General features: G+C 63.5%; 14 protein-coding genes and 1 tRNA gene. 6 read left to right on the forward strand and 9 right to left on the reverse strand.

The window, feature by feature from the left end:
• Window positions 1–139: 139 nt before the first annotated feature.
• On the reverse strand, window positions 140–4,876 hold the full coding sequence (gene gltB, locus KVT37_RS10430) for a glutamate synthase large subunit (RefSeq protein WP_217572389.1): 4,737 nt from the start codon (window positions 4,874–4,876) through the stop codon (window positions 140–142).
• Between the two features lie 490 nt (window positions 4,877–5,366).
• Here gltB and KVT37_RS10435 point away from each other — a divergent pair, with 490 nt between their 5' ends.
• Together KVT37_RS10435 and KVT37_RS10440 are read left to right on the forward strand one after the other, a co-directional pair.
• Window positions 5,367–6,416, forward strand: a complete 1,050-nt coding sequence (locus KVT37_RS10435) for a low specificity L-threonine aldolase (protein ID WP_217572391.1) — start codon at window positions 5,367–5,369, stop codon at window positions 6,414–6,416.
• Between the two features lie 25 nt (window positions 6,417–6,441).
• Window positions 6,442–7,335 (forward strand): MBL fold metallo-hydrolase, encoded by an 894-nt coding sequence (locus KVT37_RS10440; protein WP_217572393.1) that lies wholly within the window; start codon window positions 6,442–6,444, stop codon window positions 7,333–7,335.
• A gap of 150 nt (window positions 7,336–7,485) precedes the next feature.
• Here KVT37_RS10440 and KVT37_RS10445 read toward each other — a convergent pair whose 3' ends face one another.
• Window positions 7,486–7,953 carry an Hsp20 family protein gene (locus KVT37_RS10445; protein WP_042639398.1) on the reverse strand — a complete coding sequence of 156 codons (468 nt, stop codon included), beginning with the start codon at window positions 7,951–7,953 and terminating at the stop codon, window positions 7,486–7,488.
• 513 nt (window positions 7,954–8,466) lie between these two features.
• On the opposite strand from KVT37_RS10445, the gene KVT37_RS10450 reads away from it, so the two are divergent.
• Window positions 8,467–9,420 (forward strand): alpha/beta fold hydrolase, encoded by a 954-nt coding sequence (locus KVT37_RS10450; protein ID WP_217572395.1) that lies wholly within the window; start codon window positions 8,467–8,469, stop codon window positions 9,418–9,420.
• Here the strand turns inward: KVT37_RS10450 and hisN are convergent, their stop codons facing one another.
• A complete protein-coding gene (gene hisN / locus KVT37_RS10455; RefSeq protein ID WP_217572397.1) occupies window positions 9,421–10,194 on the reverse strand; it encodes a histidinol-phosphatase in 774 nt (257 codons plus the stop codon).
• Window positions 10,195–10,550: 356 nt separating this feature from the next.
• On the reverse strand, window positions 10,551–11,507 hold the full coding sequence (locus KVT37_RS10460) for an N-formylglutamate amidohydrolase (RefSeq protein ID WP_217572399.1): 957 nt from the start codon (window positions 11,505–11,507) through the stop codon (window positions 10,551–10,553).
• Window positions 11,508–11,656: 149 nt separating this feature from the next.
• Here KVT37_RS10460 and cpdR point away from each other — a divergent pair, with 149 nt between their 5' ends.
• Both cpdR and KVT37_RS10470 read left to right on the forward strand, forming a co-directional pair.
• Window positions 11,657–12,019, forward strand: coding sequence for a cell cycle two-component system response regulator CpdR (gene cpdR, locus KVT37_RS10465; protein ID WP_006199474.1), 363 nt, complete (start codon window positions 11,657–11,659; stop codon window positions 12,017–12,019).
• A gap of 117 nt (window positions 12,020–12,136) precedes the next feature.
• Window positions 12,137–12,211, forward strand: a tRNA-Val gene (locus tag KVT37_RS10470).
• 61 nt (window positions 12,212–12,272) lie between these two features.
• Here KVT37_RS10470 and KVT37_RS10475 read toward each other — a convergent pair.
• Window positions 12,273–12,566 (reverse strand): DUF1330 domain-containing protein, encoded by a 294-nt coding sequence (locus tag KVT37_RS10475; protein WP_217572401.1) that lies wholly within the window; start codon window positions 12,564–12,566, stop codon window positions 12,273–12,275.
• A gap of 13 nt (window positions 12,567–12,579) precedes the next feature.
• Complete coding sequence (locus KVT37_RS10480; RefSeq protein WP_308642601.1) at window positions 12,580–12,687, reverse strand: hypothetical protein; 108 nt, start codon at window positions 12,685–12,687, stop codon at window positions 12,580–12,582.
• Window positions 12,688–12,921: 234 nt separating this feature from the next.
• On the opposite strand from KVT37_RS10480, the gene KVT37_RS10485 reads away from it, so the two are divergent.
• Window positions 12,922–15,201 carry an alginate lyase family protein gene (locus tag KVT37_RS10485; protein ID WP_217572403.1) on the forward strand — a complete coding sequence of 760 codons (2,280 nt, stop codon included), beginning with the start codon at window positions 12,922–12,924 and terminating at the stop codon, window positions 15,199–15,201.
• A gap of 4 nt (window positions 15,202–15,205) precedes the next feature.
• On the opposite strand, the gene KVT37_RS10490 is transcribed toward KVT37_RS10485, so the two are convergent.
• The 3 genes from KVT37_RS10490 to KVT37_RS10500 all read right to left on the reverse strand — a co-directional run bounded on the left by KVT37_RS10490 (window position 15,206) and on the right by KVT37_RS10500 (window position 19,141).
• Window positions 15,206–16,627: a hypothetical protein gene (locus KVT37_RS10490; RefSeq protein ID WP_217572405.1), complete on the reverse strand. Its 1,422-nt coding sequence runs from the start codon at window positions 16,625–16,627 to the stop codon at window positions 15,206–15,208.
• A 122-nt stretch (window positions 16,628–16,749) separates the two neighbouring features.
• Window positions 16,750–18,186, reverse strand: a complete 1,437-nt coding sequence (locus tag KVT37_RS10495) for a hypothetical protein (RefSeq protein ID WP_254633920.1) — start codon at window positions 18,184–18,186, stop codon at window positions 16,750–16,752.
• The gene (locus KVT37_RS10500) at window positions 18,173–19,141 is read right to left on the reverse strand and encodes a GDP-L-fucose synthase (RefSeq protein ID WP_217572407.1); all 969 of its coding nucleotides are present in this window, start codon (window positions 19,139–19,141) and stop codon (window positions 18,173–18,175) included. Before KVT37_RS10500 ends, KVT37_RS10495 begins: the two co-directional genes overlap by 14 nt.
• Window positions 19,142–19,145: the final 4 nt, after the last annotated feature.

The following is a 19,145-nucleotide window of genomic DNA, read 5'->3' on the forward strand; positions in this document are numbered from 1 at the left end:
CCAGTCCCTGCTGTCCGAAGGCACGCTTTTCGTCGCGCACCCGTTAACCCCATAAGGCCGCCATGGCAACCGCAGTCCGGGGTCAGGATTGTTGGTGAGGATGGCGGCCGGAAAATCATCTTCCCGGCCATGCCCGAAGCTATTCCGCCGCCACGCTCATGCGCATGCGTTCCATCTCGATCAGCGCGCGGCGGTATTCCACCGGCATGATTTTCCGGAATTTCGGCCTGAAATTCTGCCAGTCGTCGAGGATCTCGCGGCCGCGCACCGAACCGGTGAAATGCACGTGGTTCGAGATCAACTGGTAGAGCCGTTCCTCGTCATGGCTGGTCATGTCGCCCGACACGTCGACACGGCCCTTATGGTCGAGGTCGCCGCCGTGATGGAGCAGTTTCTCCATCAGGTCGTCCTCTTCCGGAACCGGCTCGAGCTCGACCATCGCCATGTTGCAGCGCTCGGCAAAATCGCCCTTCTCGTCCAGCACATAGGCGACGCCGCCCGACATGCCGGCCGCGAAGTTGCGCCCGGTCTTGCCGAGCACCACGACGATGCCGCCGGTCATGTATTCGCAGCCATGGTCGCCGACGCCTTCGACGACGGCGGCCACGCCGGAATTGCGCACCGCGAAGCGCTCGCCGGCGACGCCGGCGAAGTAGGCCTCGCCTTCGGTCGCGCCGTAAAGCACGGTGTTGCCGACGATGATCGAGTCCGCCGCGACGATCTTGGCCTCTTCCGGCGAACGGATGACGATGCGGCCGCCCGACAGGCCCTTGCCGACATAGTCGTTGCCGGCGCCGATCAGCTCGAACGAGACGCCGCGCGCCAGGAAAGCAGCGAAAGACTGCCCGGCGGTGCCGGTGAGCTTCACCTGGATCGTGTCTTCCCGAAGACCTTTGTGCTTGAAGCGCTTGGCGACTTCGCCCGACAGCATGGCGCCGGCGGAGCGGTCGACATTGCGGATCGGCAGCTCGATGGTGACGGCCTGCCTGGCGTCCAGCGCCGGCTTCGCCAGCTCGATCAGCTTGCGGTCGAGCACGTCGTCGATCGGATGCTTCTGCCGCTCGGTCCAGTGCAGCGCCTCATGCGGCGCGTCCGGCTTGAAGAACATCTTCGAGAAGTCGAGCCCGCGCGCCTTCCAGTGCTGGATGACGTCGCGCTTCTCCAGGAGATCGGTGTCGCCGATGATCTGGTCGATATGGGTGTAGCCCATTTCGGCGAGCAGCGCGCGCACCTCTTCCGCCACGTAGAAGAAGAAGTTGATGACGTGCTCGGGCGTGCCCTTGAAGCGCTTGCGCAGCACCGGGTCCTGCGTCGCCACGCCGACCGGGCAGGTGTTGAGGTGGCACTTGCGCATCATGATGCAGCCGGCCGCGATCAGCGGCGCGGTCGAGAAGCCAAACTCGTCGGCGCCGAGCAGCGCGCCGATGATGACGTCGCGCCCTGTGCGCAGGCCGCCATCGACCTGCAGTGCCACGCGGCTGCGCAGGCCGTTGAGCACCAGCGTCTGGTGCGTTTCGGCTAAGCCCATTTCCCACGGGCTGCCGGCATGCTTGAGCGAGGTCAGCGGCGAAGCGCCGGTGCCGCCGTCATAGCCCGAGATGGTGATGTGGTCGGCGCGCGCCTTGGCGACGCCCGCCGCGACCGTGCCGACGCCGACTTCCGACACCAGCTTGACCGAGACGTCGGCCGCCGGATTGACGTTCTTCAGATCGTAGATCAGCTGCGCCAGATCCTCGATCGAATAGATGTCGTGATGCGGCGGCGGCGAGATCAGGCCGACGCCGGGCGTCGAGTGCCGGACCTTGGCGATGGTCGCATCGACCTTGTGCCCGGGCAGCTGACCGCCCTCGCCGGGCTTGGCGCCCTGCGCGACCTTGATCTGCATGACATCGGAATTGACCAGATACTCCGCCGTCACGCCGAACCGTCCCGAAGCGACCTGCTTGATCGCCGAGCGTTCCGGGTTCTTGCCGCCGCCGGGCAGCGGCAGATAGCGGTCGGCCTCTTCGCCGCCCTCGCCGGTGTTCGACTTGCCGCCGATCTGGTTCATGGCGCGCGCCAGCGTGGTGTGCGCTTCCCGGGAGATCGAGCCGAAGGACATCGCGCCGGTCGAGAAGCGCTTGACGATCTCGGCCGCCGACATGACGTCGTCGATGGCAACCTTCGTGCGCCCGGTCTCGTCCGCTGTTCTGATCTTGAACAGGCCACGGATGGTTTGCGCTCGCGCGGTCGCGCTGTCGATCTGCGCCGAATAGTCCTTGAACGTGTCCCATGAACCCTGCCGCACGGCGTGCTGCAGGCTGGCGACCGCATCGGGCGACCACATATGCGCCTCGCCGCGCATGCGGTACATATATTCGCCGCCGACCTCGAGGTTGTTGCGCAGCACCGGATCGCTGCCGAAGGCATCGCCATGGCGGCTGAGCGTCTCGGTGGCGATCTCGTCCAGGCCGACGCCTTCGATCAGCGTCGCCGTGCCGGTGAAGTACTTCTCGACGAAATCCGACTTCAGCCCGATGGCGTCGAAGATCTGCGCGCCGCAATAGGACTGGTAGGTCGAGATGCCCATCTTGGACATCACCTTGAGGATGCCCTTGCCGATCGACTTGATGTAGCGCGTGACCACCTCGTACTCGTCGACTTCTTCCGGCAGCTCGCCGCGCTTGTGCATGTCGAGCAGCGTGTCGAAGGCGAGATAGGGATTGATCGCTTCGGCGCCGTAGCCGGCGAGGCAGCAGAAGTGATGCACTTCGCGCGGCTCGCCGGATTCGACGACGAGGCCAACCGACGTGCGCAGTCCCTTGCGGATCAGGTGATGGTGCACCGCCGCCGTCGCCAGCAGCGAAGGAATGGCGATGCGGTCGGGGCCGACCTGGCGGTCGGACAGGATGATGATGTTGTAGCCGCCGGCGACCGCCGCCTCGGCGCGCTCGCAGAGCCGGTCGATGGCGCCCTGCATGCCGGCAGCGCCCTCGTTCGAGCCGTAGGTGATGTCGATGGTCTTGGTGTCGAAGCGGTCCTCGGTGTGGCCGATCGAGCGGATCTTCTCGAGATCGCCATTGGTCAGGATCGGCTGGCGCACCTCGAGCCGCTTGCGGCGCGACGTGCCGACCAGGTCGAAGATGTTCGGCCGCGGCCCGATGAAGGACACCAGGCTCATCACCAGCTCCTCGCGGATCGGATCAATCGGCGGGTTGGTGACCTGGGCGAAGTTCTGCTTGAAATAGGTGTAGAGCAGCTTCGACTTGTCCGACATTGCCGAGATCGGCGTGTCGGTGCCCATCGAGCCGACCGCTTCCTGGCCGGTGGTCGCCATCGGCGCCATCAGAAGCTTGGTGTCTTCCTGCGTGTAGCCGAAAGATTGCTGGCGATCGAGCAGGCTGACATCCTTGCGCAGCGCGCGCGGCTCGACCGGCTTCAAGTCTTCCAGGATCAACTGCGTGTTGGCGAGCCAGGTCTTGTAGGGATGCCTGGTCGCGATCTCCGACTTGATCTCCTCGTCCGAAACGATGCGGCCCTTGGCGAGGTCGATCAGCAGCATGCGGCCCGGCTGCAGCCGCCACTTCTGCACGATCTTTTCCTCCGGCACCGGCAGCGCGCCGGCTTCCGAAGCCATGATGACGCGGTCGTCGTCGGTGACGATGTAGCGCGCCGGGCGCAGGCCGTTGCGGTCGAGCGTGGCGCCGATCTGGCGGCCATCGGTGAACACGACCGCGGCCGGGCCGTCCCACGGCTCCATCAGCGCCGCATGGTATTCGTAGAAAGCCTTGCGGTCGGCATCCATGAGCTTGTTGCCGGCCCAGGCTTCCGGAATCAGCATCATCATGGCGTGGCTGAGCGAATAGCCACCCTGGAACAGGAACTCGAGCGCGTTGTCGAAACACGCCGTGTCCGACTGGCCCTCATAGGAGATCGGCCACAGCTTCGAGATGTTGTTGCCGAACAGCTCGGAATCGACGGAAGCCTGGCGCGCCGCCATCCAGTTGTTGTTGCCGCGCACCGTGTTGATCTCGCCATTGTGCGCGACCATGCGGTAGGGATGCGCCAGCTTCCACGACGGGAAGGTGTTGGTCGAGAAGCGCTGGTGGACCAGGATCAGCGCCGTCTCGAAACGCGCATCCTTGAGGTCCTTGTAATAGGCGCCGACCTGATAGGCCAGGAACATGCCCTTGTAGACGATGGTGCGCGCCGACAGCGACACGCAATAGGCGCCGATATCCTTGTTGTCGTTCTCGGCGTAGATGCGGCCCGAGATCACCTTGCGCAGCAGATAGAGCCGCGCCTCATATTCCTCGTCGTCGGGAATGTCGGCCGTGCGGCCGATGAACACCTGCCGATGGAACGGCTCCGACGCGACGATGTCGGGCGCCTTCGACAGCGACGAATTGTCGACCGGCACATCGCGGAAGCCGATGAGCGGCAACCCTTCCGACTGCGCCGATTCGGCGATGATCTCTTCGATATGGGCGCGAAGCGCGGCGTCCTGCGGCATGAACCAGTGGCCGACGCCATATTGGCCGGACGGCGGCAGTTCGACGCCCTTGGCCGCCATTTCCTCACGGAAAAAGCCGTCCGGGATCTGCACCAGCACGCCGGCCCCGTCGCCGACCAGCGGGTCGGCGCCGACGGCGCCACGATGGGTGAGGTTTTCCAGCATCGCCAGACCGTCCTCGACGATCCGGTGCGACTTCACGCCCTTCATGTTGGCGATGAAGCCGACGCCGCAGGCATCATGCTCGTTGCGCGGATCGTAGAGGCCCTGCGCGGTCATGCCGCTGGCAGTTCGCAGCTCTTTGGTCGGGACGGTCGTTTTAACGGCTGCCGCTTTCGTCTGCGCGGCCTGGCCGTTGATCGCAGATGGCGTCAGTTCCGTCATCGTCCTATCCTCCGTTCTCCACCTTGGCCCTGACTGTCTGAGGGCGCTGGTTTGCCTTGGGAAGCATGATGCTTCCCTTCATCCTTGCTGCACGTCTCGCGAAATCAAACGAACCATAAGGCCATACGCCCGGTTCGCATCCGGTATCGTACAGGCCAGAGCCGGGCCGTCTACCCGCCGCTCGCGACAATGGCCGGAATGGCAGCGATTATATGCCAGTCCAGCCTGTTTTGTGCGACAAAATAAGACAGCACTACTGTCCTAAATTTTTTATGGCAGAAATCCGGCAGCCGCACAAGACCGATTCACAAAAATCTTGGCGGCGACGCGACACAAAAATTCGTGACAAGGTCCACAAACGTAAGCTTTGGTCCAGGCGCTTGGCTATGAACAGGCTGGCTTTACCGCTTTGCCGATCATTGGCCCTTGCGCTTCGCTTGCCGAAGCGATCAAGTCGCGCCGCTTTTGCCAATCACATATGGACCTCTCGATGTTCTTTGCATCCGACAACTGGGCGGGCGTGCATCCCGACATTTCGGCCAACCTTTCCCGCCACGCCGCCGGGATAGCCACCGCCTATGGCGACGGCGATCTGGACCGGGCCGTCTATCGCCGCTTCAACGAGATCTTCGAACGCGAGGTGCAGGTCTTCTTCGTCGCGACCGGCACCGCGGCCAACGCGCTTTCGATGGCCGGGCTGAACCGTATCGGCGGCATCGCCCTTTGCCATTCCGAGGCGCATATGAATGTCGACGAGTTCGGCGCGATGGGTTCCTACACCGGCGGCGCGCGCACGGCCCCGGTGCCCGGACCGCTGGGGCGCATCAATCCGGACGCGCTCGACCGCGCCATCAAGCGCTATTCGCAGGATCTGGCTCCCGCCGGTCAGCCGATGGCGGTCACCGTCACCCAGGCGACCGAGGTCGGCACGGTCTACAGCGTCGACGACGTCAAGGCGATCGCCGAGGTCAGCCGCCGCCACAAGCTGCCGCTGCATATGGACGGCGCGCGCTTCGCCAATGCGATTGCGGCGACCGGCGTCAGCCCGGCCGAAATGACCTGGAAGAGCGGCGTCGACCTCATCTCCTTCGGCGGCACCAAGAACGGCTGCTGGATGGCCGACGCGGTCGTCATCCTCAATCCGGATGTCGGCAAGGAGCTGCGTTTGCTGCGCCAGCGTGCCGGGCAGACTTTTTCCAAGGCGCGCTTCATCTCGGCCCAATTCGAAGCCTATTTCACCGATGATCTGTGGCTGCGGATGGCCGGGCATGCCAATCAGATGGCCGCGCATCTGGCCGAGACCATCGAGGATGCGCCGGCCGGCAGGCTCGCCTGGCTGCCGCAGGCCAATGAGGTGTTCGCGATCCTCAACCGCGAGACAGCCGAGAAGCTGCAGGCTGCCGGCGCCAAATTCTATGAATGGGGCGTGCCGTCTGGGTTCGACGGCCATCTCGGCGACAACGAAGCGATCTACCGCTTCGTCGCCAGCTTCGCGACCACGACGCAAGAGATCGACCGTCTCGGCCAGCTGCTTGGTTGAGCTTGCGACAGTCCAGGGCAACCGGATGACCAGACCATCCCTGGGCTCGACGATGCGGCTGGTTCGCCCGGCGCCGAACGTGCTGGGCTTCTACGATGGCCGCGTCGAGGGCGTGCGCATCTGGTCGGACGAGCCGAACTGGCTCGACGACGGCGCCTATACGCTCGGCGTCTGCACCTACGCCATCGTCGATGGGTCGCAGGCGCTGGTCTATGACACCCACATCTCTCTGCCGCATGCCCGCATCATCCGGCGGACGCTCGAAGAGATGGGCGTGACCTCGATCCGCGTCGTGCTCAGCCACTTTCATGACGACCATATTGCCGGCAATGAGGTGTTCCAGGATTGCGAGATCATCGCCAACAGCCTCACCGCCTCCGCGCTCGAACGCGGCCGGGCCGACATCGAGGGTGGCAATCCGCCGATCAAGCCGCTGGTGCTGCCCAACAGGACATTCGAGAACAGCCTCAGCCTGACGGTCGGGGCGATCCCGGTCGAGCTGCGCCAGGTCGAAATCCACAGCCATGACGGCACGGTGCTGCTGATGCCCGACGCCGGCCTGCTGTTGGCCGGCGACACGCTGGAAGACTCCGTCACCTATGTTTCGGAACCGGAGCGTCTGGCGGCCCACTTAGTGGACCTCGGGCGCATGTCCGGCTGGCAGTTCGATCGGATCCTGCCCAACCACGGTTCCTTGGAGGCGATCGAAGCCGGCGGCTACGACAGAAGCTTCATCGCCGCGACCGAAGCCTATGTCCGAAAGCTGCTTGCCTGCCGGCAAGATTCCGAGCTGGCGAAACAGGATTTGAAAACCTTCGGCGCCGACATGTTTGCAGAAACGGCGGTTGAGTATTTTGCGCCTTATGAACCCGTTCACCGACAGAATGTCGAGGCGGTGATCTCGGCAAATGGCCAATAAGATGCGTGGCGGCTGAGCAATCATGACCGGCTGGTGCCAGCGTCAAAAGGGCCAGAAAGGCCGCTTGCCGATGGCACAACAAAAAAGCGGCGCCTCTCGGCGCCGCTTTCGTCTCGGGAGGGAGACGTCGTCTACAATGGAGTCCGCGGGTTACGCGGCGGCCTTCGCTTCGATCTGCTTGGCCTTGTCCGAGGACTGGGTGATCGCGATCTTGCGCGGCTTCAGCTCCTCGGGAATGTTGCGCTTGAGGTCGACGAAGAGCAGGCCGTTCTTCAGCGTGGCGCCTTCCACTTCGACGTGGTCGGCCAGCTGGAAGCGGCGCTCGAAGGCGCGCGAGGCGATGCCGCGATAGAGCAGCTCGGAACCCTCGCCATTACCCTCTTCCTTGCGCTCGCCCTTGACGGTCAGGACGTTGCGGTGGGCTTCGATCGAAATCTCGTCTTCCGAGAAGCCGGCAACGGCCATCGAGATGCGATAGGCGTTCTCGCCGGTGCGCTCGATGTTGTAGGGCGGATAGGTCTGCGCGGTCTCGGGCTGGCCGAGCGAATCGAGCATGGTGAACAGCCGGTCGAAGCCGACGGTCGAGCGATAAAGCGGGGAAAAATCAACGTGACGCATGAGGTGTTCTCCTGTTGAGCAACATGGTTTGCGTGTGACCCGGTGCGAAACCCTCGAAAGGCGTCTCGGATAGGCCAGCGGCCCCGACAATCGGCGGCCGCAACCCTCATTTGGGAAGCTCAAAAACCCATTTCAAGGTTTTTTCGACGGCCGCAATGCGGCCACGTTCATGAACGGCGGATGAACCGCCGCTTCGGCATCCGTTCAGCCAGCCGGCATTAGGCTTTGGTCAAGTTCGAGCAATTCCAGGAAAAGTGTGAAGCGGTTTTCCGTCTGGAATTGCGTCAAGACAGAGAGACAAGCGGCGGCGCTTTCCCCTGCGCCGCGTCGAGGCCGAACCGGGTGCAACGTCCCTTCCTCCCGGATCGACAAAGGCCGGAAGTGCACCGCAGGCACTTCCGGCCTTACCCTTGTGGCCGCCGCGTAAATCCCCGCAACACCTTTGCTTTTGCCGCTTGCCCGTCTATCACCATGCCTACGCCTCCGGGCGAAGGACAATCAACGACGCGCCGAATGACGGATCTTTTCCATCACACCGAGGACAATCCCGCGCCGCAGAATGCGGCGGCTGGCTTCTTCACCACGCGTGATCGCAAGAAGATCCGCTACGGCGTGTTTGCCGCCGTCACCCGTCCGCTGCAGGGCACGGTGGTTCTGCTGACCGGCCGCAACGAATGCATCGAGAAATATTTCGAGACCATCCGCAACCTCACCGACCGCGGCTTCGGCGTCGCCGTCCTCGACTGGCGCGGCCAGGGCGATTCCAGCCGCCTGCTGAAAGACCGCCAGCGCGGTTATGTCCGCAGCTTCCGCGACTATACGCGCGACCTCGAGCAGTTCTTCGAGGAGATCGTGCTGCCGGACTGTCGCGGTCCCTATTACATTCTCGCCCACTCGACCGGAGCCGTGATCGCGCTGCTCGCCTCGCCGTCGATGGTCAACCGCGTGCGGCGCATGGTGTTGCTGACGCCCTTCCTCGCCGTGCCCGATCTGCCGGTTTCGATAAGCACGGTCCGGCGCGTATGCGCGGTCTTTTGCGCGCTGGGTCTCGGCCGACTCTATGCCGCGCTCGGCCCGCGGCCGAAATTGCCGCCGCCCTTCGAGGTGAACAAGGTGACCTCAGACCCGGAGCGCTATCGGCGCAATGTCGGAATCTACGAGGCCTGGCCGCATCTCGCGCTCGGCGGCCCGACCATTCGCTGGCTGAGGGCCGCCGCCGCGGCCGCGGAGGCCGTCAGCGATCCGGATTTCATGGCAAGGGTTCAGGTGCCGATGCTGATCGTCGCCGCCGGCGCAGACCGGGTGGTCTCGACCAAGGCGGTGGAAGCCTATGCCAGGAAGCTGCGCGTCGGCTCGCTGCTGATGATCGACGGCGCCGAGCACGAGCTGCTGCAGGAGAAGGACATCTATCGCGAGCAGCTCTTGGCTGCCTTCGACGCCTTCATCCCCGGCACCGGCGACGCCTGATCAGCCGCGCAGCGCCGCCATGGCCGCGGCATGCAGCTCGGGCGTCGCGGCCGCCAATATGTCGCCGCCCTTCTCCGCCGGCCCGCCTTCGAAGGTGGTGATGACGCCGCCGGCCTTCTCGATGATCGGAATCAGCGCGACGATGTCGTAGGGTTTCAGACCGGGATCGGCGACGATATCGATGCTGCCCGCCGCCAGCATGGCAAAGGCGTAGCAGTCGGTGCCGTAGCGGGCGAGCTGGACCTTTGTTTCGAACTGGTCGTAGCGCTTGCGCGCATCGCCCTTGAACAAGGCGGGCGTGGTCGTAAACAGCGTCGCCTGCGCGAGCTCGGTCGTCTTGCGGGTGGCAAGCCTGCGCGGGCCGCCAGGCCCTTCATAGTGCGAGCCGGACGCGTTGGCATAAAACAGCTCGCCGGTGAAAGGTTGCGACATCATCCCGGCGACCGCCTCGCCGTCGACGGTTAGCCCGACCAGCGTTCCCCAGACCGGGAGGCCGGAAATGAAGGCGCGGGTGCCGTCGATCGGGTCGATCACCCAGACATGCCGGCTGTTGATATTCTCGCTGCCATGCTCTTCGCCGAGGATGCCATGCTCGGGAAATTCGGTGGAAATCAGCGCCCGGATCACGCGTTCGGCTTCGCGATCGGCCTCCGTTACCGGATCGAAGCTCCCCGCCTCCTTATTGGTGACCGCGCCCTGGCTGCGGAAGCGCGGCAAGGTCTCCGCGGCGGCGGCATGCGCGATGCGCCGCATGAAATCGATGCTGATGTCCAAGTCGCTCTCCCCATTGCGGCCCTTGCCGGCCGCTCTTTCTCGCAGAACCGGCACGCTGAGAATTCGTCAGCCACCAGTTTTCTGTTGCCTGAATGTCACATTCGAACCGCCGAAGCGGAGTTTCCACATCATATTGAATTAAAAAACCCTGATGTCGATTGACATTTGTGCGCCGCACAATAATTTTGTCATCGGACAGGTTTTCCTGTCCATGCCCTCCTTGGGCGTTTCCTCCCTAGACTTCGACCGTGTCGTGAAAACGATGCGGTCTTTTTTTCGAGCAATTCCAGGAAAAGTGTGAAGCGGTTTTCCGTCCGGGATTGCGTTTATTAAAGAACTCGGCGCCGGCCGCGCCGTCATTCGGCCGCGAGCGGCAGATCGACGAAATGATGGTCGGGCATCGACATCAGATCGGCCGCGAAGCGGGTCAGGTCGTCAGCCAAGGCGTCGAAGCCAGCCGATTTCCGGAACGTCCGCTCGTCCATGTAAAGCCCGCGATTGACCTCGACCTGCAGCGCATGCAGATGCCGCGCCGGCCGCCCGTAATGCTCGGTGATGAACCCGCCGGCATATGGCTTGTTGTGCGCCACCGTATAGCCCATCCCGACAAGCAGGCTGATCGCCATTTCCGTGAGCGCCGGCGAGGCCGAAATGCCGAAGCGGTCGCCGATGATGAAATCGGGCCGCGCGCCATTGTCGCCGACGCGGATGCTGGCCGGCATCGAGTGGCAGTCGATCAGCACGGCATAGCCGAACCTGGCATGCGTTCTGGTCAAGAGCCGCTTCAGCGTCTCGTGGTAAGGCTTGTACACCGCCTCGATGCGCCCAACGGCCTCAGAGAGCGGCAAGCGCCCGGGATAGATGTCGAGCCCTTCGCCCACCAGCTTCGGCACCGTGCCCAGCCCGCCAGCGACGCGCGCCGAGCGGATGTTGCAGAAGGACGGCACCGGTTCCGCGAACATGCGCGGATCGAGTTCCCAGGGCTCGCGGTTGACGTCGAGATAGGCGCGCGGAAAATTGGCCGCCAGCAGCGGCGCGCCGAGCGGCACGGCGCCGCCGAAAAGCTCATCGACGTAGCAGTCCTCCGACCGGCGGATGGCGTTGCGGTCGAGCCGCGCCATGGCGAGGAACCGCTCCGGATAGTGGCGGCCGCTATGCGGCGAATTGAACAAGAAAGGAACGCGCTGTTCAGCGCCCGATCGGATTTCGAAGGGTGGAACGACCGAAAAATCCTCGGCTGCCGTCTTCAATTTGCACGAACCAGGAAACAGCACTGCATCATGATGCAAAACTTGCCACCTTGCGCTCTGCATGTCCAGCATTTCAGCGGCAAAACTGCGCCGCGAACGTCATGCGGCATGCCCTTCATTCACTTGATGTTTACCGACGCATCCTCATATACAGGATGGTTAACGGCCTTGCCCGGCGGCAGGCTTGGGGCGGGTGATTCGGACGGGACATGATGGCACGCATTCTGCTGGCGGAAGACGATGACGATATGCGCCGCTTCCTCGTCAAGGCGCTGGAGCGCGCCGGCTACCAGGTGAGCGATTTCGACAATGGCGCCAGCGCCTATGAGCGGCTGCGCGAGGAGCCTTTCTCGCTGCTTTTGACCGACATCGTCATGCCGGAAATGGACGGCATCGAGCTTGCCCGCCGCGCCACCGAGATCGACCCGGACCTCAAGGTGATGTTCATCACCGGCTTTGCCGCGGTGGCGCTCAATCCCGATTCCAAGGCGCCCAAGGACGCCAAGGTGCTGTCGAAACCCTTCCACCTGCGCGATCTCGTCAACGAGGTCGAGAAGATGCTGCAGGCGGCCTGAGCCGCCCTTACGGCTTGCGTCGGCGAGCGTTTCGCCGATGCGACAAACAGAAGCCGTCTTTCCACATTCCCGCTATTGACGTGCCGGATCAAAAGTGGTGTATGCGCGGCTTCGGATGGGCGTGTAGCTCAGCGGGAGAGCACTGCATTGACATTGCAGGGGTCACAAGTTCAATCCTTGTCACGCCCACCATCCTTTCAATAAGTCAGTCCCCGTCTGGCAACAGTATTCTCTGCAGAGCCGCTTATGGCTGCTAGCCGAGATCCCCCTCGAACATCACAAGCGTGCGATTCGATGCCTTGACCGCGAAGCGCATGGCTTCCTCATAGGCCGGGTCGGCGTAGCAGGCCTTGGCGATCTCAAGCGACGGGAATTCCACCAGAATCATGCGCTTGGCGTCGCGCGCCTCGATCAGCAGCGGCGGCTGCTTCGTCGTGTTCGTCCTTGCCTGGTATTTTTCGCCGATCGGCTTCCAGAGCCGGCCATACTCGGCCTGCGCCTCCTGGTCCGAAATCTCGGTGCCGACGATGAGCCAGTATCCCTTCACGCTGAAGCGCTCCTCAATGATTGCAGTCCTGCACCATGAACGCGCCGCCATTGATGTGCAACAAATGTCCGGTGACGAACTTGCCCTTGTCCGATGCGAGATCGAGGCAGGCATTGGCCACGTCCTCGGCGGTCCCAGCCAGGACGCAAGCTGCCGTTGTCCGCTTGCCTCGGACGTGCTTGCATTATTGCCTGAACCCCATTCGCAGCGCGGCGATTGAATAGAAACGTGACACGATCCTAATATAACGCTACGCAAGGCCAAATTCGGGGGGGATCGTTCTTATTCCGACAAGGATCCAGCTCTTCGGTCAGCCAGCCATATCAAGCGGACCGCCAACCGCCAGTCCCGATCCATGAGCGCTGGCCGCGAAAAGCGCCCGGTCTGGGTGCGCGTCTATCGTGAGCTCAAGCGGGCGGGCAGATATGCCGGTGCGCCGCTTGCCACCCTCGCCCGGCTGCGCGAACGGGCGGTAAGCAAAGCCGCGCGCAATCGTCTGATACGACAGCGCGTCGATGCCGCACGCAAGGCCTATCAGGCGTCGCAATCCGAGCCGGCGGAGGACAGCTTCATGCTCGTCCGCATCATCGGCAACGATCTGGAACCGCGCCACAGGAAAGGCCAGTCCTACGACAATGTCCGGTTCATCCTGGACAACGAACCGGCCTTTTTGGACTGCGGGAAAGTCTGGATCGTCAACCGCATCATCGACCCCGACGAGGAAGCGCGCCTCGTCGACCTGCTGCAGAGCCGCGGTCAAAGCTTTCACCTCATACCGTTCGACCTCGAAGCCTATCGGCAAATTCCCTGGAACACCGACGGGCTGGCGGCGAACGAATCGCGGTTCGCCAACGCCGACAACCGGCCGGGCGGACAGAATGCGTCGCGTTACGAAACGCATCTGCGGCGCCGCAAGAACCTCTATGCGATGAACAACAACGGCGCGCGCAACGCGGCGCTGGAAATTGCCCGCGGGCGTGCCAGATGGCTGATGCCCTGGGACGGCAATTGCTATCTGACACAGGCCGCCTTCCAGCAGATCCGGACGGCGATCGAGCAGCATCCCTATTTCCGCTATGTCGTCGTGCCGATGGCGCGCATCGTCGACAACGCGCTGCTTCTCGACGCGACATTCAGACCGGAGGCGAGCGAAGAGCCGCAGATCATTTTCCGCAGCGATACGACCGAGCTTTTCGACGAGACATATGGCTACGGGCGCCGGCCGAAGATCGAAATGCTGTGGCGGCTCGGCGTGCCCGGACCATGGGACCGCTTCCGCAACGACGCATGGGATTTCCCGCGCCCTCGCCTTGCGCAGGATGCCGGGCTTTTCCAAACCGCGGGCTGGGTTGCGCGCCTGGATTCGGGGCGTGCGCATCTGGAAATCGGCCGCGCCGGTTTCCGCGCCCGCCTGGGCAAGCGCGACGAGGCGATCGTCGGCATGCTCGACCGATGCGACGCAAGCGCGATCGCCGAAAAGCTCGATCCGGCGCGCCTGGCCTTTTATGACGAGGACAGGCTCGCCGCCGCGCGCCGGGGACAAGGCCCGCAGGTCCAAAAGGAGCTGCGCGTCCACGCCGAGCAGGCGCTTCTGCGCGGACCGTTCAGCGTCATGGACAAGAGCGGCCGTGCCCCCAGCGGCGACCCGCACGATTATTTCCAGCCGGCCCCTTATTGGTGGCCGGATCCTCGCAAGCCGGATGGCCTTCCCTTCACCCGGCGCGACGGCGAACATGCCCCCGGTACCGCATTGTATTCGGCGGGCAGCGAAGCCTACGACCGGACGCGCCTGCAACGGGTTCTCGACGACACCACCGTGCTTGCCCTGGCGGCGACCGTGCTCGGCGAGCCGCGATTCGCAAGTCATGCCGCGCGGCTCATCCGCACATGGTTCTTGGACCCGGCGACCAGAATGAACCCGAACATGCGCTATGCGCAGGTGCGGTGGGGGCGCGACCACAATGAAGGTCCGGGATACGGCATCCTCGAGCTTGCGGACCTGTACTTCGTTCTCGATGCCGTCAGGTTGATCGAGCGAAGCGGGGCGCTGGACGAACGGGACGGCCAGGCCTTCAGGGCCTGGCTGCGGTCATATTGCCAATGGCTGGATACAGCGCCGGCCGCGATTTTCGAATTCTACCGGCTGAACAATCACGGCGTTTTCTTCGACCTGCAACGGACGGCCATCGCGGCGTTCCTGGGCGACGGCGCGGCGCTTGCGAAAGCGGGGCTCCATGCCCGCGAACGGATCGCCGAGCAGATCGCGGCCGACGGCCGCCTGCCCGAGGAACTGTCGCGCACGCGCCCGAGGCACTACGTTATGTTTGCCTTGCAGGGCTGGACAGCGCTGGCGCGAATCCTGTCTTCGGTCGGCGACGATCTCTGGGCGTATCGGGCGAAGGACGGACAGGGGCTTGTCGAGGCTCTGCGCTGGGCGGCAGCACATGCCGATACGCTGGCCACGATGGAAGGCGAAACATTCGATCGGGAGCGCATCCGGCCCTTACTGGACGATCTGGCGCGGCATCGTGCCGACGACGAAACCGTGCCGGCGGGCGAACAACCGGAAGCAGCCAAGCTGCTCTTCCATCCGGACTGCGCGATCCCGCCATTCTGGATATGGCGTCGGGCCTGATTGCTCATTTTGCTCCAGGACCGCGCCTTGCCGTCAAGGCCGACCGGATCACCAGCTCATTCTCTTGAAAGAGCCTGTTGGCAGGCTCCGCCTGCAATGACAGAGCGGCCATCGCCAGCGCGGCCTCCGTTTTGCCCAGAGCCGCGTGAAGGGTATGGGCCGCGCATGCGGCTGCATAGGCATGGGAGGCGCTGCCCGCGGCAATGTAAAGATCGAAGTCGTTCGCCATGACAAAGCCGCGCCATGAACGGCTGGTCAACAGCTTCATGATCTCGGTCGGGGCTTCGCCGGAAGCATCGAACTCCCTTGTCATGAACCTCCTCAGGATCGCATCGCCTGACGCATAGTTCTTTTCGCGAAAATGGCTCGCCGCGATCTTCAGCGCATAGGCACGGTTGTCCGGATCGAGTGCCAAGGCCTTTTCAAGGATTTCCCTGGCCTCACCCGGGCTGATCCCGCCTTCCAGCAGGTAGAAGGCCCATTGGTAGCCAAAGGCCGCCTCCAGCGGATGGTAGTCGGATTGCCGGGCTTTCAATTCCTCGAGGATCATGCCCGCCGCCCGGTGTCCATTGAACAGGGCCTTGGGTCTCAGGACCGGAGCGCCGCCCATCACCGAGGCGATGGTCGCGAACACGCTGCTTCCCGCGTAGATTTGCCGGCACAGCGCCATCAGCGCCATCTCGAAAAACGCCCTGAGCGTCTCATCGGCGAATTCGTTCGCTCCGAAATCCTCGGCGAGGAAGGCGCCCGTCTCCGATTTCAGATAGGCAAGCATCGCCCGGTCCTGGCCGACAAGCAGGGTCGCAAGGCCCTTCGATGCAAGCTTCGAGACGATCGCCCTGGCCAGTGGGGCGGGAATGGCCTTTTCGCCGAATTCCAGCCTTGAACGATAAGAACCATAGACGATGTCGCCGCTGCGCAGATGGAGCGCCGCCATCGGCCGCGAAAACCGCCGCTTTTTGGCGGCGGCGATGGCGGCCGCCACGGGCGCGGAAAAGCCGAGCGCGGCGAATGCCTCATGTCTCCATCTGGCCCGCCTGCTGGCCGCCATCCTGGCCTTGAACCAGCCGTGCCGCAGCGATTTCAGGATCTGGAAATCATTGCAGATCCACCCTTGCAGATCGGATTGGGCCGCTTCTGCCTCGAGGCTCTTGCGGGTGAACCTGATGCCCTCGATAGTGGAGAACCGGGCCGCGTCTATCTCCTCTCCCAGCCAGTGCTTCTCGATGAAGGCGGCGGAAAACACCTTGTCGACCCGGTCGACCGCGTGGAATTGCATGTCCGCGATGGATTGTCCGTTCCAGGTAAATCCGAAACGGCATCCCAGATTGTCGGCGAGGCATTTTGCATTGACGATCGCGACCAGACGCCCTCCGAGGCCGTCCTCCCTGGTCGCCGCGAAGATCTTCGTGGAGAAGTCACTCAAGCCTAATCAACCCTGCATGCCGGGGCACATATCGCCGATGGCTGGATACCGCGCCAGCCGCGATATTGGAATTCCATCCGGACTGCGCGATCCGGCCATTCTGGATCTGGCGGCGGCCCTGACTACCTCGCTCCAAGACTACGCAGCCAGGCGATCCGCCATCTTGCCTTGGCGATCAGGCCGGACTTCGGTCTCTTGCCTTGCAGGATGCGTTGCCTGACCTTCCTCACGATCGGATCGGCCGGAGCGGCATTCACCGCCCGACGCGCCATCGCCAGCGCCCTCTCCTGGTCCGTCGTCGTTTGCTGGAGGATCCAGGCAGAACATGCCGCTGCGTAGGGATAGCCTGCTTCACCGGCGGCATGGAAGAACTCGAAATCCGCCGCGAACGGATATCTGCGGAACAGCATCTCGCCGAGCAGTTGCATGATCGCCAGCGGGATTTTAGGGCGTTCCCGAAACTGCCGGGTCATTACGGATTTCAGCACCGCTTCGCCCGCGGCATAGTCGCGTTCGCGAAAGCAGATCGACGCGATCTTCAGGGCATAGGCATGGTTTTGCGGATCGAGCGCATAGGCCTTGTCCAGGATCTCACGCGCCTTAGGAGCCGGAAGCTTGCCTTCCATCGCCAGGAACGCGGACTGATAGCCGAAGGCCGCTTCGCGCGGATGATAATCCGCCTGGCGAGCACGCAGTTCATCGAGGATGATCCCCGCGGCCTTTGGCGCGTCGAACAAGGCAGTCGTCCGCATGAGCGGCGCATCTCCCATCAGCGACGCGATCTCGGCGAAGACGCTGCTTCCCGAATAGATTTGCCGGCAGCGCGCCGCGAGCGACATTTCGAAGAACGATTTCAGGGTCTCGTCCGTAAATGCGTCGGCGCCGAAATCGCTGGTCAGCATTGCCCCGGTTTCTGCCCGGAGATAGTCGAGCGTCGGACGGTGCTGCCCTATCAGCAGCGTCTCGAGGCCTCGCGACGAAAGCTCCGAAACGATCGCCCGCACGAGCGTGGAAGGGATGACCTTGTCGGCGAAGACCAGGCTGGCGCGATGCTTGCCGTGGACGATATCGCCGCTGCGCAAATGGAGCGCTGCCATCGGTCCAGGGATTCGGCTCCGGGCGGCGGCGGCAATCGCTTCCTTCACTGGCGCCGCATAGTCGAAACCGCGCAACGTCTCCGCCCGCTTCGCAAGCTGCGGCGCATCGCTTTGCAGGACGTCGATGCCGTCGCAGATCCAGCCGCGCAGCTTCTTCTCTTTCGCCACTTCGGCGAGGTTGCGTCCGGCAAGGGTGGCCAGATCGAGCATGCCGAAGTCGGATGCCTTGACGCTTTCGCCCAGCCAGTGCCTCTCGATGAAATCGGCTGAAAAAATCCCGTCGGCGACGTCGACGATATGAAACGCCTTGTCGGCCGCGCGCTTGCGATTCCAGGTGAAGCCGAAGCGGTAGCCGAAAGTGTCGGCCAGCGCCTTGGCGTTCGCCATTGCCAGAAGGCGGCCGCCCAGCCCGTCAGTCCTGGTGGCGGCAATCAGCGTCGAAGCCGGATCAGACGGCGCCAAGACGGATGCCGCCCTTCTCGACATGCTCGAGAAACCACGCATAGGTCTGCCCCAACCCATCGGGCAGCGCATATTTCGGTCGCCAGCCGGTGGCGAACAGCCGTGACACATCCAGCAGCTTGCGGGGCGTGCCGTCCGGCTTCGTCGCATCGAAGGTGATCTCCGCGTTCAGGCCGACGACCGAAACAATGGTTCGGGCAAGCTCAGCGATCGTGACGTCCTCGCCGCTTCCGACATTGACGTGGCTGTCGTCGGAATAATTCTTCAAAAGCCAGACAAACGCGTCCGCGGCGTCGTCGACATGCAGGAACTCCCGCATCGGCCGGCCCGAGCCCCACACCGGCAGGGTCTTTTGACCGGCGCGCTTGGCCTCATGCGCCTTGCGCATCAGCGCCGGCACGACATGGCTGCTGTCGAGGTCGAAATTGTCGCCCGGACCGTAAAGGTTGGTCGGCATGGCCGAAATGTAATTGACGCCATACTGCCGCCGGTAGGCCTGGCAGAGTTTCAATCCGGCGATCTTGGCCACGGCATACCATTCGTTGGTGGGCTCGAGCGGACCGGTGAGCAGCGCGTCTTCGGGTATCGGCTGCGGCGCGAGTTTCGGATAGATGCAGGACGAGCCGAGGAACAGGAGTTTCTGCACCTCGCTGCGGAAGGCGGCCTCGATGACATTGGTCTGCACGACGAGGTTTTCGTAAAGAAAATCCACCGGGAAACTGTCATTGGCAAGGATGCCGCCGACCTTGGCCGCAGCCATGATCACTGCGTCGGGCCGCCGGTCCTCCATCCAACGGCGCACGCCGGCCTGGTCGAGAAGGTCCAGTTCGCTGCGTGCTACGGCCAGGATCTCGCAATCCTCGCCGGCCAGGCGGCGCACCAGCGCCGAGCCGACCATGCCGCGATGGCCGGCGATGAAAATGCGCTTTCCCTTGAGGCCGAAGCTTTTGTCCATGGCA

It is taken from the genome of Mesorhizobium sp. GbtcB19 (genome assembly GCF_019091085.1).
Lineage (GTDB): Bacteria > Pseudomonadota > Alphaproteobacteria > Rhizobiales > Rhizobiaceae > Mesorhizobium.

Coding starts and splice junctions, on each gene's coding strand:
- gltB (WP_217572389.1), bottom strand. CDS start 4,876: ATGACGGAACTGACGCCATCTGCGATCAACGGCCAGGCCGCGCAGACG.
- KVT37_RS10440 (WP_217572393.1), top strand. CDS start 6,442: ATGACCAGACCATCCCTGGGCTCGACGATGCGGCTGGTTCGCCCGGCG.
- KVT37_RS10460 (WP_217572399.1), bottom strand. CDS start 11,507: ATGCAGAGCGCAAGGTGGCAAGTTTTGCATCATGATGCAGTGCTGTTT.
- KVT37_RS10435 (WP_217572391.1), top strand. CDS start 5,367: ATGTTCTTTGCATCCGACAACTGGGCGGGCGTGCATCCCGACATTTCG.
- KVT37_RS10445 (WP_042639398.1), bottom strand. CDS start 7,953: ATGCGTCACGTTGATTTTTCCCCGCTTTATCGCTCGACCGTCGGCTTC.
- KVT37_RS10500 (WP_217572407.1), bottom strand. CDS start 19,141: ATGGACAAAAGCTTCGGCCTCAAGGGAAAGCGCATTTTCATCGCCGGC.
- KVT37_RS10485 (WP_217572403.1), top strand. CDS start 12,922: ATGAGCGCTGGCCGCGAAAAGCGCCCGGTCTGGGTGCGCGTCTATCGT.
- cpdR (WP_006199474.1), top strand. CDS start 11,657: ATGGCACGCATTCTGCTGGCGGAAGACGATGACGATATGCGCCGCTTC.
- KVT37_RS10450 (WP_217572395.1), top strand. CDS start 8,467: ATGACGGATCTTTTCCATCACACCGAGGACAATCCCGCGCCGCAGAAT.